This window comes from Methylosinus sp., from assembly GCF_036560965.1.
Classification (GTDB): domain Bacteria; phylum Pseudomonadota; class Alphaproteobacteria; order Rhizobiales; family Beijerinckiaceae; genus Methylosinus.
In genome coordinates, this window is the sequence record NZ_DATBQF010000045.1 from 1 (window position 1) to 13847 (window position 13847).

At 63.0% G+C, this 13847-nt stretch carries 8 protein-coding genes and 2 pseudogenes; 6 read left to right on the forward strand and 4 right to left on the reverse strand.

All coding sequences use genetic code 11. The features are described 5' to 3' along the window. A partial coding sequence (locus tag VIF40_RS12295; RefSeq protein WP_331937802.1) for an amino acid adenylation domain-containing protein occupies nucleotides 1–2274 on the forward strand: 2274 nt, incomplete at its 5' end. A gap of 74 nt (nucleotides 2275–2348) precedes the next feature. Further along, nucleotides 2349–3311: a TauD/TfdA family dioxygenase gene (locus tag VIF40_RS12300; protein WP_331937803.1), complete on the forward strand. Its 963-nt coding sequence runs from the start codon at nucleotides 2349–2351 to the stop codon at nucleotides 3309–3311. A gap of 31 nt (nucleotides 3312–3342) precedes the next feature. On the opposite strand, the gene VIF40_RS12305 is transcribed toward VIF40_RS12300, so the two are convergent. Continuing rightward, nucleotides 3343–5496, reverse strand: coding sequence for a DNA topoisomerase (locus VIF40_RS12305; RefSeq protein WP_331937804.1), 2154 nt, complete (start codon nucleotides 5494–5496; stop codon nucleotides 3343–3345). Between the two features lie 252 nt (nucleotides 5497–5748). Between VIF40_RS12305 and VIF40_RS12310 the strand changes: the two genes are divergently transcribed. Then, the gene (locus VIF40_RS12310) at nucleotides 5749–6081 is read left to right on the forward strand and encodes a TIGR02300 family protein (RefSeq protein ID WP_331937805.1); all 333 of its coding nucleotides are present in this window, start codon (nucleotides 5749–5751) and stop codon (nucleotides 6079–6081) included. 880 nt (nucleotides 6082–6961) lie between these two features. On the opposite strand, the gene VIF40_RS12315 is transcribed toward VIF40_RS12310, so the two are convergent. Together VIF40_RS12315 and VIF40_RS21500 are read right to left on the reverse strand one after the other, a co-directional pair. Further along, nucleotides 6962–7477, reverse strand: coding sequence for a YchJ family protein (locus VIF40_RS12315; protein ID WP_331937806.1), 516 nt, complete (start codon nucleotides 7475–7477; stop codon nucleotides 6962–6964). 1365 nt (nucleotides 7478–8842) lie between these two features. Beyond that, nucleotides 8843–10138 (reverse strand): annotated as a pseudogene (locus VIF40_RS21500) (APC family permease); the annotation flags it as partial. Between the two features lie 363 nt (nucleotides 10139–10501). On the opposite strand from VIF40_RS21500, the gene VIF40_RS12325 reads away from it, so the two are divergent. From VIF40_RS12325 to VIF40_RS12335, 3 genes are all read left to right on the forward strand, one after another. Next, nucleotides 10502–11539 carry an alpha/beta hydrolase gene (locus tag VIF40_RS12325; protein WP_331937808.1) on the forward strand — a complete coding sequence of 346 codons (1038 nt, stop codon included), beginning with the start codon at nucleotides 10502–10504 and terminating at the stop codon, nucleotides 11537–11539. 676 nt (nucleotides 11540–12215) lie between these two features. Further along, complete coding sequence (locus VIF40_RS12330) at nucleotides 12216–13589, forward strand: SWIM zinc finger family protein (protein ID WP_331937809.1); 1374 nt, start codon at nucleotides 12216–12218, stop codon at nucleotides 13587–13589. Beyond that, entirely contained in the window at nucleotides 13586–13729 is a 144-nt protein-coding gene (locus VIF40_RS12335) for a hypothetical protein (RefSeq protein WP_331937810.1), read from the forward strand. The genes VIF40_RS12330 and VIF40_RS12335 overlap by 4 nt, the downstream gene beginning before the upstream one ends. Here VIF40_RS12335 and VIF40_RS12340 read toward each other — a convergent pair. After that, nucleotides 13730–13847: pseudogene (locus VIF40_RS12340) on the reverse strand (IS630 family transposase); the annotation flags it as partial.

The following is a 13847-nucleotide window of genomic DNA, read 5'->3' on the forward strand; positions in this document are numbered from 1 at the left end:
ACGACGCTGCGGCTCGACGCCGATTGGTCCAAAATCGCGCAAGAAAGCGCCGCGAACCCCGCGCCGTGCGCGACGTCGCAAAACCTCGCCTATGTCATCTACACTTCCGGCTCTACGGGAAAGCCAAAAGGCGTCGGCGTCACGCATCACGGCGTACCGAACCTAGCCGCCGCGCAACGGGACTGCTTCGAGATTTGCGACCAGAGCCACGTTTTGCAATTCGCGAACGCGAGCTTCGACGCCTCGGTCTCGGAGGTCGCCATGGCTCTGACAACCGGCGCCCGCCTCGTTCTCGCACAGTGGGACCAGAGGTCTGGCGACGGATTGGCGAAGATTTTGGTGGAGGAGCGCATCACTCACGCGACTTTGCCGCCAGCGGTGATGCCGACGCTGACGCCCTCCTCGGCGTTCGTGCTCGAATGTCTCGTGGTGGCGGGCGAAGCCTGCTCAGCGGAATTGACGAGTCGATGGGCCAGCGGTCGCCGACTGATCAACGCCTATGGACCGACCGAGACGACGGTCTGCGCGACGCTGAGCGGACCGTTGCGTCCCGGCGAGGCGCCACCGATCGGACGCCCGATCCGGAATGCGCAGATCTATTTGGTCGACGACGCCTCGGAGCCTCTTCCGACGGGTGTCGCGGGAGAACTCTATATCGGCGGAGCCGGCCTCGCGCGCGGCTATCTCGGAAGGCCCGATCTCACCGCCGAGCGCTTCGTCCCGAACCCGTTCGGCAAAGCCGGCGAGCGGCTCTACCGGACCGGCGACCTTGTCCGTTATCGGGCAGACGGCGATGTCGAATTCCTCGGACGCGTCGACCATCAAGTGAAGATCAACGGCTTCCGCATAGAGCTCGGCGAGATCGAGGCGGCGCTCGCTCACCTCCCCCAAATCGGCGAATCGGTCGTCATCGCCCGCGAGGATGCTTCCGGCGACAAGCGCCTCGTCGCCTATTCCATCGCAACCGATGGCGCGGCTCTGGACGCCGAGGAACTGCGCATGGCGCTGGCGGCCGAGCTTCCCGACCATATGATTCCTTCGGCCTTCGTCGCGCTCGACGCCTTTCCGCTCACCGCCAACGGCAAGATCGACCACAGCGCCCTACCCGCGCCCAACTTCGATTCGCTGATCGCCGTCGACTATGTCGGCCCACGAACTGTAAGCGAATACGTTCTTGCCCGAGAGTTTTGCGCGGTCTTGCAGCTCGACCGCATCGGCATTCACGATAATTTTTTCCGCAAGGGCGGACACTCCCTCTCGGGCGCCAAGCTGGTGGAGCGTATCCGTCGGACGCTCTGCAGCAATCTTCCCGTCACAGCGATATTCCAGGCGCCGACGATCGCTCAGCTCGCCGAATGGATAACGAATTTCGACCGTCATGCGCAGTCGCCGCTCGTCGAGATGCGCAGCGCCGGAGCAACGGCGGCCGTTCCCTTGTATTGCGTCCATCCCGGAGGTGGTTCGATCATACGCTATCAGCCGCTCGTCGATGCGATGACCGGCTCGCGTGCTGTCTATGGCATTCAATCGCGCAATCTGATCGATCCGAGCTATGTCGGCGCCTCGATCGAGGAAATGGCCAAAGACTATGTCGATTTGATCCGTCGAAATCAGCCGCGAGGCCCGTACATGTTGTTGGGATGGAGCTCGGGCGGCTCCTTCGCGATAAAGATGACGGAGATTCTCGAGCAGTTGGGAGAAACGGTAGCGTTCTTGGGACTTCTCGACACGGCGTTCTCGTCGCGAAACGCGCTTGTCGAGGATGCATCGTCCTTCACGGCCAAACCGCGAGAAGGGCGGAGCGCCGAAGCGCTGCGTCACCATAAGCCGACGGCCCTCGATTATTTGGCGGGATTCGCAAAGATTGAGGGCATAGAGATCGATGATCGGCTGAACTCATCCGATCGCGAGCATCTCAACGAGCTCTCGTTACGGCTCGAAGGCAAAGAACTCTATATTTATTCGGCGATGTGGGGTCAAGAACGCGGGTTATGGGCGAATATTTCAGCAGAGCTAATGGACTTTCTTTACACCGACAGGGAGAGTTCAGTCCAACTGGCGAAAGGTCTCGTGCTGAATCCGGTGCGCGCGCCAATTCACATTTGGTGGTGCAGCCGAAGCATCGAGCGATCCGGTGGCGTTCCCTGCGATTGGCGCGAACTCACCAGCGGAGCGGTCGAGACAGAAATCATCGCCGGCGATCACGAGTCGATCGTCATCGACCCACTCGTTCATGCGCAGATCAGCGATGTTTTGGATCGCTTGCAGGCGTGAAGCGCGACACACGCTTTTTCGATCGAACGCGCATTGTAGAACTCTCGGTCATCAAAGCAGAACGGAGGAGCGCCATGGGATTGAAGCTCGACGAATGTGGGGGATTTATCGGCGCGTCGCGTTTTCCAATTTCATTGGCGAATGGCAATGAGAACCTTCTCGCCGCGGTTCGCGACAATGTGGACAGAGTGAGAGAGACATTGATTCGAAACGGCGCCTTATTGCTCCGAGGCTTCGCGGTCACCCGCAACTCCTTCGGCGAAGTCGTCGATTTGTTGTGTGGCGCTCGGCTAGAATATGTCTACAGATCGACGCCGAGAACCAGTGTCGCCGACCGAATCTTTACCGCGACGAACTATCCGCCAGATCGGGAAATTCCACTCCATTGCGAGGAGGCCTATCAACGAAACTGGCCGATGCTCCTCGCTTTCTATTGCGAGCAGCCTGCGACCGAAGGCGGAGAAACGCCGCTCGCGGACATCGTCAAAGTCACGGCCGGAATCGATCCAGAGCTGGTGCAAAAATTTCGGCAGCGAGGCGTTTGCTATATCCGCAATTACTTAGATGGAATCGATCTGCCTTGGACCGATGTCTTTCAGACTCGAAGTCGCGCGGAGGTGGAGCGTTTTTGTGCAAAGCACGATATCCGGTTCGATTGGGGGCGCGACGACAGCCTCCACACCACCCAGATCTGTCAAGGGACCGCTGTTCATCCGGATTCAGGCGACGAGCTTTGGTTCAATCAGGCGCATTTGTTTCATGCCTCGAGTCTCGGCGCCGGGGTTGCGCAGGACATGATCGAGGCTTTCGGCGTAGATGGGCTTCCACGCAACGCCGTCTATGGAGATGGAGCAGAGATCGCGGACGAAGAGCTGGCAACGATAAGAACGGCGTTCAAACAGGAGAGCGTCACGTTTCGTTGGCAAAAGGACGACGTCCTATTGTTGGACAATATGCAGGTCGCGCACGGGAGGCATCGCTTCTCGGGCCAACGCTCTGTCCTCGTCGCTATGGGGCGTCCACGCTTTCCCGAATGAGCGCGGGCCATGACGGCGCCGGCGATTTGTCCTATTTCGCGTGCTCGTCGAGAAATTTGCGGCATGTATCGAAGTCCTGCCGATAATTTTCCGGCAAGGCTACATTCTTGGAGCGTGCGAGATTCTGCGCATAGACGACCATTTTGTCGGTCGGCGCTTTCGCGCGCGCGGCTCCTTCGCTGCGGACTCGCTCGGCCGACGCGACCAATTTCGCTTTCGACGCCGGAATTGCCTTCGATGCGCGGCGCGCGCGATTCGGACTCGCGCTTTTCACGCCGGTCCGGCCGCTGGCCTGCCCACTCTGGCGTCGGCGTCCCCCCGGTCGGCGCGCGGGCGCAGATGTCGTCAGATCCACTGTTCCGTTCGATCGCGCGAGCAATGCGTCGATCAATTGCTGTGCGGCGGTGGCGACGCCGTCGATCACCGCGCGATAGTCCGCCTTTCCGACCAGCACCTCATCGAGACGCATCTCCCACAAGGCCGTGGTGCCCGGATCGACGAGCGCCGGCGCAGCGCCGCGCAAGAGCTCGAACAATTGCAGTCCCGCCGGCGTCGGCAGCACGAGCTTGCCATCATTGGTCAGCAAATTCTGCCGCTTCAATCCTTTGATGATTTCCGCTCGTGTCGCGGGCGTGCCGATGCCCTTGGCTTCCTTCAGCCGGTCGCGGAGCGCGGCGTCCTCGACGAAGCGCCAAGCATTCTGCATCGCGTCCACCAGCGTGCCTTCATTGTAGCGGGGCGGCGGCTGCGTTCGCTTCGCCTCGACCCGCGTGTCGGATAGCCGCGCGCTCTCGCCGTCGCGCAGCGAGGGCAGCGTCTGCTCCGCCTCCGTCTCGGCGTCAGGGTCGAGCGCCTGATAGACGGCCTTCCAACCGAGTCGCAATGGAATGCGTCCGATGGCGCGGAACTCCGCGGCGGCGCGGCCGGGCATCGGGACAGCCATTGTGACGACCGTCTGCCGATACTCGTAGTCCGGCATCACCGCGGCGAGATAGGAACGGCAGATGAGCGCGAACAGCCGCTTTTCGTCCTCGCTCAGACGCGCCAATCGGGTCTCGAGGTCGTCGAGAACATTCACGTTGGGCACGACCGCGTGATGCGACACGCCTTCCAGCGCTTTGTCGCAGAAGTGCCCGGACTTGCCGCGCCGGATGACGGGAGCGGCGATATCGAGCGTGGCGAAGCCGCGCAGGCGCGTCAGCGCGCCGACGATCGCCGGGGCGTCGCCGATCTGATTTTCGGTGAGATAACGCGCCTCCGCGCGCGGATAGGTGATCAGCTTCTTGCCATCGCCGTCATAAAGCTCCTGCGCCACGGACAGCGTCTTTTCGGCCGTCCATCCCCAGCGCTGGCCACAGGTCTTCTGCAACGACGGGAGATCGAAGAGCCGCGGCGGCGCCTGACGCTTTTCGTCGATCGAGACGCCGAGGGGCCCCTGATAGCCGGCGGCGGCTTCGGCGATCGTCTCGGCCTGGGCGCGCTCTTTGATCCGCATCTTGGCCGCCGGAGCGTGACGCATCAGGAAGCTGCCACCGTCGACCGTCGCGGTGGCGACGACCTCGAAGTAATCCTCAGGCCGAAAATTGCGGATTTCCAGTTCGCGTAGGCAGACGATCGCCAAAGTCGGCGTCTTGACGCGGCCGATCCCGATCACGCCCCGAACGCCGGGGGTCAGCAAGGTCTTCGTCGCGGCGCGCGTGAGGGACAGATTGAAAATCTGATCGGCCTGCTGACGCGCCACCGCCGCCTCGTAGAGTGGACGCATTTCGGCGTTCGGCTTCAGCCGCGCGAAAGCCTGCTGGAGCGTCTTCGGGTCCTGCGCGGTGAACAACGCCCTCCGGACACGTCCGCGATAGCCCAGATGATCGAGGATTTCCTGGCCGATCAGCTGGCCCTCGCGATCACAATCGGTCGCCAATATGACGTCGTCACAGGCGGCGAGCGCCGTCGCAATGGCCCCGAGCTTCGCCGGCTTATTGCCTTGCGTGGCGGCGCGGGTCGGATAGAGGCCGTCCGGCTTGAGGACGACGCAGGACCAGCTCTTCCATGCGGCGTTGACCTCTTCGGGCTCCGCCAGACGAAGCAGATGTCCCTCGGCGGGCAGAATTTGTCCGAAGCGCGCGCCAAAGGCCGCACGAAGATCCTTCGCCTGACTGGACTTTTCCGTGATGATGAGTGTCGCCATGCGCCATGCCGAATCGGAGGAGGGTTCAGCCTAGCGCAATTTTTAGAACAAACAAAGAACTCGGCGAGCGTCAGAGCCGTCCGAGAGAGGAGAACGGATCCGAGGTCGGCGACAATTGGCGTCGCGCGCCGAGGACGGTTCGCCTTGAAATATCGCCCGAGACACCCCAAATCTACCGGGTCGGCAGTCGAATCGGTCGATAGCATCTGGTTCGCGGCGCGCGCAGGGCATTCATCGAAGGAGTCGACCCCAGTGGCCAAAGCCGAACTCGGCACAAAGCGCCGGTGCTTGAACTGCGCAACATCTTTTTTCGATCTCGACCGAACCCCGATTCTCTGCCCGAAGTGTGGCGCGGCGTTTCAAATTGTGGAGTATGCGCGCTCGCGGCCGAGATGGACGCCGTCTTTGCCGAATGCGGCCAAGAAATCGGGCGCGTCCGATCAAGTCGAATCCGAAGCCGAGCCTGCGCTCTTGGATGCGGAGCACGATGACGCCGCTTCGCCGAGCGACGAAGACGCCGACGAGAACGCCGATCGTGAGATCGACGAGGAAGAGTCCGAACAGGACGGCGCGGCCGAAGACTGAGAGCGACTGATTTCGCCAGGCGCTCATGGCGCGCGGAATCGAACCCCGTATCTGCTGGTCGTTTTATTGCGCGTTCCGAAATGGGCTCCTGTCGGAACGCGCAATTTGTTTGCGGTAGGCGCGGATCGGACCCGAGACGCTCGGCGCCACGCTGTGCGTCCGGCCGCCGGCGCGCATCGAGGCCGCAATGGCCGGGCCCTTATCGTGAAGCAGTTACGAATGCGCGCTATGGCGACCAATGGCGTCCATAGTCGGAAAGGCTCGGCGATCCGGAAGGCGCGAGACAACCACGCGTGTCATAGACGGATGTCGATCCATCGGAGAATGCGACGGTGAAGAAAGAAGCGCCGTCGGCATTTCTCCAAAAACGCACACGCGCCTCGGGATCTATACGTAAGCCTATGGCGATGACGCCATAGTCGTCGAGTGGAGACGCAGGCGTTTCGCAATCCGCCGCTTTGTCGATTTCGTGCTGGAGCTCGAATGCTTTTGTCATGATTCGCGCTTCTCGCACATTTTTGTGACCATTCCGCGGTGATGGCGAAACGGCGATCCTCGACTCGTAGAACACAGACGAAGAGCCCCGGCCGATCGCGACAATTCCGACGGGTTCGCCAATCGAACAGACGGCCGCAACGCGATCCGTCGAAAAGGCGACGCTTCGAGACGAGAGGCGTTACAGCGCCCGCTCGGATGTGACAGGACATCGGCGGCGGAGCGTCGAGCGTCGATCGATCACGAATGGTTGGGATTTCTGCGCGTCAGCACGTGGTTCGCGCTTCGGTGAGAGCCTGTCGCCGACGTCATTTCGCGTTGGTCGAAAGCAATTTGCGCCGAGCGCGTATGGGGCGGGGCGAGCAAAAAGACTCGCCCTCGGCCATCACGCCGCAGCGCCGCAGCACTTCTTGTATTTCTTGCCAGATCCGCAAGAACACGGATCATTGCGACCCGGTCGGGCCTCCCGGACGACGGGCGCGCTCTTGCGGGCTTCGCCTTCGACAAAATACCAGCGCTGATCGGGCTCGTCGAAGCGAAACAACGCTCTCTCCCGATGCGTCTGGCGCAACCCTTCCGCGATATAATGGGCGGTGAATTCGACATAGCCCTTCGCATCGCCGGGCTGGCCGTCCTCCGTCGCTTCGATGTCGAGGCCGAGCCATTGCGATTTTTCGGACCAGCCGGTCGCCGCCTTGCGGTGGAAACCGGCGCGATGTTCGGGCGCGAGCGTGTCTTGCAGATAATCGATGCGGCCGAGCGCATAGGCGGTATAGCGCGAGCGCATCAAAGCCTCTGCGCTCGGCGCGGGCGTCGACCCGTCGACATAAGGGCCGCAGCAGGCGGAGAGGGGCGTCGGCTCGGCGTCTTTGGCGCGGCAAGGGCAAGGTTGATCGGTCATTTGGGGCGCGGCTCGCTTCGTGGAGGAAAAAAGACCCGCCGACCACTAGCCAGCGCGCGCCGAGGCGTCCAACGATTTTTCCGACGGCGACATCGCCCCGTCGGAGCATTCGAGGCGCCGGCGGCTCGGACACCTAGTCGACGATGCTGTGGCGGACGCGCCCCCTTCGCGCAGCACCGCATGCTGGGCGCCGAGACGCCATACCCAGCGATCGACCGACTGGCCTTACCGCGCCCCGGCCTTCGTTCCAGAGCTCGTCTCCGCGTTCTCGACGCGATTCTTGAGGGCGAGCAGCAGATTGGAGTCCGACTGCCGCCAGCGATAGCCGATCCCGAAGGGAAGTGGACGACGCCCCTGCGTCTGGTGCAGCTTGGCGAGCCGCGCCTGGTAATTCCGCGAGAAGATGGCGATCGGCCCGGCGTAGCGGCCGTAGGCCTGGAGCTTCCAGTCCGGGCCGAAGCTCGCGACCGGGATGCCGCTGTCGTCCTCGATGATGGCGGCGCTGCGCGCGAGCAGGAAGTCCCGCACCTGCGAGAAATTGCCACTGTGCAGGAGATAGGAGGCGCTCTTCAACAGCGCGGAGCCTTCGCCTTGCTTTTCGAGGAAGGCCTGGAGCCCGTGCTTCTTGAAGCTCGCATCCGAAATGTCCGCGCTGAAGAAGTAGAGCGTCTGCCTCGGACCGCCCGGGCTCGAGAAGACGATTTTGACGCCCGGAACGCGCCCCTTCGCCTCTCCTCCGGCCGGCAGCAGCTCCCCGGCGTCGTCGAGGCCGACGAGCTCCGTGTCCTCTATCGTCTTTCCGGCGCGGGCCAGGAAAACATAGAGCACCGGCAATGCGCCGCCGACGTGGCTGGTGCGTAATTGCCTCTTCATATCCTTCGTTATGAAGAAGCTCAGATTGAGCACCGATTGCGTCGAGACGTGCAAGGCGCGCAGCGCGCCGTCGACCCCGCCGCGCGGCAGCGTCTCGAGATCGGGAATCTGGCCGACAGGCTCAAGCCCGGCGAGAACATAGGTCGAGGCGTCGGGAAAGAAGCTGTTGGCGTAGAGAAAGTCCGGCCCGCTGAACATGTAGAACAGCACGGAAGGCGCAGCCACATTGTCCTTGGACCAAGCGCGGATCCTGGACAGCTGCCGATCTTCGACCCTCCTGAACGCCGCGTCGAAGCCATGCGCATGCGCCTTCCAGCCCGGCTGCGCCGCGAGCGGCGCAAGACGCGAATCGGCGGAGACGGGAAGTCCGGCGAGGAAACGCGCATTGTCGTTGGCGCTCGCCGCCTCGACGCGCTGCGCCGCGACAGAAGAGACGCAAACGGCGACAATGGCCCAGACGCCGAACTTCGCCGCGCGCTGCGGCGAGCCCGCGGCGTAGAACACCAGGCCCGCGAGCATCACCAGAAGGCCCGACAGAGATTGCACGGGTTGGGTCGCGATCTGAAAATACATCATGAAGAACGTCGCCGCGAGAAAGACGATGGGAGTGACAGGATAGCCCCACGCCCGATAGGGACGCGGCATATCGGGATTCGTGAAGCGAAGCTTGACCATTCCGAGCACCGTGAGGAAAGAGCACGCCGTGAGGCTGAATTGAATGAAGGCGAGCGCCGATTCGAAGCTCTGCGTCGCCAGCAGCAGGCTCGCGACGACGAGCTGGAGCAGGATCGCGGCCCTCGGCGCGCCATTCTGCGAGCGCGCCGCGAAAACGCGCAGAAGCGGCATGTCCTCGCCCATCACCATGGTGACGCGCGGACCGACCCACATCATCGCGCTGATGGAGGAGACGAGGCCGAGCGAGATCAGCCCGCCGATGATTTGGCCGCCCTGCGCGTCGAACATGTGGCTCGCCGCGACTTGCGCGACATCGACGCGGCCCGAGAGCTCGGCGAGCGGCGCCGAATTGAGGAAGACTGCGTTGAGCGCGAGATAGAGAACAGTGACGACGCCTGTTCCGATGAACAGAGCCTTGGGCAGATTGCGCTCCGCGTCGCGAATTTCACTGCCGATATAGGTCGCGGCGTTCCAGCCCGAATAGGAATAGGCGACGAAGACGAGGCCGATCGCGAAAGGCGCGCTCAAAATCTGGCCGAGATCGTCGAGACGCGGCGCCTCGGCGAGTCGACCTGCTCCATCGGTCCAAAATCCGGCGACGATGAAAGCCACGATCAAGGCGATCTTCACGCCCGTCGTGGCGATTTGAAACGCGCCGCCGCGGCGGATTCCGGAAAGATGAAAGAGCGAGACGCCCCACAGCGCGCCGATAGCGAGAACGGTCGGCGAAACGCCCGACGCCCAGGGCTGCGCATATTGTCCGAACGCCATCGCGGTGAGCGCGACGGGCGCGGCGAAGCCGACCGTCGCGGAAAGCCATCCGGCGACGAAGCCCGTCGCCGGATTGAAAGCGCGCGTGAGAAAATTATATTCGCCGCTCGATCGCGGAAACATGGCCGCGAGCTCGGCGTAGCAAATGGCGCCACAAAGCGCGATCACGCCGCCCGCGAGCCACAGGAAGAGAATGGCGACAGGAGATCCCAGCGCCTTCACCTGAAAGCCGAGACTCGTGAAGACGCCGACGCCGATCATGTCCGCGACGACGAGCACAGCGGCGACACTCAACGCCACGCCCTTTTCGGCGCCGCGGCCGATCGCGATGTCTCTCGTCATGCCGAAATTCCACTCCCTGAAAACGGAACGCTGCTTCTCAAAAAAAAGACATATTCCCGCGTGACAAACCGACAACGTGCGACATCCCCGCGCCGTTAATTCTCGATTGCGCGTAAAGCAGCATCTTTAATCGCGCGGCGGCCTTCGGGCCTTCGGGAAGAAGCGATCGGACAAGAGAGCCGATCGCTATCGCGGCAATGCGGGGATGAGCAGCCCCTCACGCGAAGGATGAGAGCTTTGAATCCGGCAAGAGAAGACGCTCGCCGGGCGACGTCTTCGGACGCGCGCCCCTCGCGCGACGCGGAACATGGCAAAACACATGCGGCCATTATTGCTGCGTTCACGCTGACGATCGCTTGTGGCGTGAGCGCGAGCATGTCGCAGATCGCCGAAACAGCCGAGGTTCCGTCGGAACTCCACCGCGCGGAAGAGGCCGCGAGCTTTCGGGCGGATGGCGCGACCGAACTCGTCGCTTTCGATTCCGCGCCGTTCCCCTTCAATGGCCTCGAACCCGGCAAGCGGCCGTTTCTCGACGTCGCCGCAGGCCGGCGCAGGGGCCACCGCGCCCGAGACGGTAAGGTCCTGTGGGCGGATGAGACATTCGGCGATCCGCACGTGCTGGTTCATATCCCGCAGGACTTCGACCCGTCCCGACCGGCGACCATCGTCGTCTTCCTCCATGGATTCGGGGCGACGCTCGCCCGCGACGTGCGCGACCGCCAGCGCGTGCCCGAGCAGATTTCCGCCTCCGGCGCCAATGCGGTCCTGCTTGCCCCGCAATTTGCGGTCGACGCCCGCGACGGCAGCGCCGGCCGCTTCTGGGAGCGCGGCGGCTTCCGGCGCTTCCTCGACGAGGCGGCCGTTCGCTTGGCGCGGGCCTACGGCGACCCTGCCGCAGAACCCCTGTTCCGGACCATGCCGGTCACGCTCGTCGCCTATAGCGGAGGCTTTCTGCCGGCCGCCTATTGCCTGCGGGACATGGATGGCGACGCACGCTTGCACGGCGTCGCATTGCTCGACGCCGCCTATGGTGAGCTCGACGTCTTCGCGCGCTGGATCGAGACGACGCGTTCCGGGTTCTTCGTCAGCGCGAGCACCGGCTCCACCGCCCGCCAGAACGCCCATCTCAGACAAATGCTCGCCGGGCGGGGCGTCGCTTTCGGCTCGGACGCCGAGCGCATCGGACGCGGCGTCACCTTCCTTCACACCGGCGACGCCTATTCGCATCGCGATTATGTGACGCGCGCCTGGACCAAGGAGCCGATCCGGGATCTCCTCATGCGCATGCCGGACATCGCCCGCCGCAGCGTCGCAGTGGCCGCCTGGAGCGGTCCGCCCCATGGCGAAGGCGACGGCCCGGGCGCCGCCGAAAACCGCGCGCCGGCACAGATCGCCCGGTAGAACAGATCGAGGGAGTAAACTACGCCAAATCGCCAGAGGCCCCTCGGAATCCCGGCAAGCCCAATGCGACTGGAATCGAAGGGCCGGCTTCCTCTTGGAAGCCGGGATGGCGCTTACCGCGAGCATGATTATTTGCGCGGAGATTATCGGAACCCATTCGGAAGGGTGCGCCGGACACGAAAAAGCCCGTTAGATCGGCGCCATGCCTGCGCATTTGTAGCCTGCAAAAACCAATGTGCAGATAACCAGTTACGAGCGCAGCGAGGCGCGAACGTCAGTTCGCTTTATCTTGCCTCTCCACTCCTCCCCGCCGAATCCCAGCCAATTCACGACACAACGCTGATCCGTCTCCGGCAAGCCACACGGCAAGCACGCGTCGTCTTCGCGAAAAATTCCGCGCGAAAACGTAATGTAGAAGGCTAGAGGATCGTTAGAAATTAGTACGGAAAATCCGGTGTATTCGTGCTAATGGCTGACAACGCGAGCGCACCGCCCACCAACCCGATGGCGCGTCCCGATACTCTTCCGACGTAAATTTTACACGTCGAACTACGACCGCCGATCTGCAAAAGTGCCGCAGACAGGCGCCGCAGCGAGCTTCGAGCCTTGACCTCGTCGATTGTTAGCAGAAAGCTCCTGGGGAGAGTTTCATTCAGCCAACCGCGACGGAGTTCCGATGGTCGAAGCGGGTTTTTTGGAACACGACTATTCTTACACGTTTGCATCCCGGCTCGACGAACGTCGAGACGGGGCGGCGGCGCTATTGGAACTTGCGACCACCGTCGCTCCCGGACGGGAGCGCCTTTTCTTTTCCGGCGCTCTTGTGCGGCCCGAACTCGGGGCGTGTCTACTGCTCGCGATTTCGGAAGTAGCGCTGCAACGCTATTATACGCCTTTCCAAGTCATTCGCAGCGCCATGGACGCGGCCGATCCTGTCGTTTCGGCGAGCGGTTCGCGATTGCGGTTCGAGTCGTTCTCACGCTGTTGCGGCGTCTACGCCCGCGCCGATTTCCTCGCTGAAATGCTCGCTCCCGAGTCCTTCGACAAAGGCGTCACCAATGTCGACTTCAATCCGGAAACGCGCGCCGCGCTCGCCCGCGTACGGGCAGAAAGCTCTCTGTGCTTGCGCGTCACGCCGGAAGCTGTCGCGCTGACCTCAGAGCGCTGTTCGACCGTCGAACGCAAGGTGAAATTGCCGTTGCGATGGTTGAGAGGCTTTGCAGAGGTTCAGTCGCTCGCAGCGCGCCTTGAATGCGCCGCGACGCTCGACGGTCCACAGGCGCGCCGATTCCTCACGTCTCTCCCGTCGAAAATCGGCGCCAAGGACCACCTATGGCTGACCCCTGCGCCGGGCGGCGTCCGATTGAGCCAGCAGCCCGGCGCCGGCGCCGTTTCCTCCGCCGGGCTCGGGCGGCTATCGGCGATGAAGCCCCTGGCGCGCCACGCAATCGGGATGCGGATCTACGGCGGCGCTTTCGGCGTGAGCGCTTTCGAGCTCGATTTTGGCGTTGCCCGCTTTCTGATCGTGCTGAGCGCGGCGCCCTCGCGCGGATTCTCTGGCGAAGGGCAGCTCCTTGCTGCGCTGATGCGCGGCGAAGCAGACGCCGCCCTTGCGCAGATCGAGGCGAGGCTGCGGAACGTGGACGAACTCCGCGCCGAGACGCTCGCAGCCGAGACGCACCTGCCGGCCGCGGAAATCGCGACGGCCCTGGCTCTGCTCGCAACGAGAGGCGCAATCGGATTCGATCCGCGCGAGCGGGTTCATTTTCACCGCGAGCTGCCCTTCGATCAAACGGCGCTCGACTCTTTACACCCGCGACTGAAAGCGGCGCGGGCGCTCGTTGCGGAAGGTGCGGTCACCGTCGAGAGCCGCAAGGGCGAGGAGATTTCCGCGCGGGTTCGCGGATCGTCGATCGAGCACCGCGTCAAAATTGATGGCGACGCGAGCCGCTGCACCTGCGCATGGCATTCGCGCACCGGAGGCGAATCCGGGCCCTGCAAGCACATTCTCGCGACGTTCGCCGCGATCGAGCTGGCGGCGACCTCATGAGCACTGCCGATGACGAAAAGGCGCTCGACGCGCTGATGCGCCGGCAGGTCGGCTGGAAGCCGCACGAGATTCTGCGGGTCTTTCGTGGAAAGTCCGAGGAGGAGCGGCGCGCGCTGGCGCCTTATACCAATCCTCATTGATCAAAACCCATGCGCCCAGTCGCGTAGCCCGATGGACATGATGCGCCAAGGCTGCTCGATGAGCTTGTTCCAGGCGGCGCAACAATGATCGACGATATCGTCATAGGATTTGAAAACG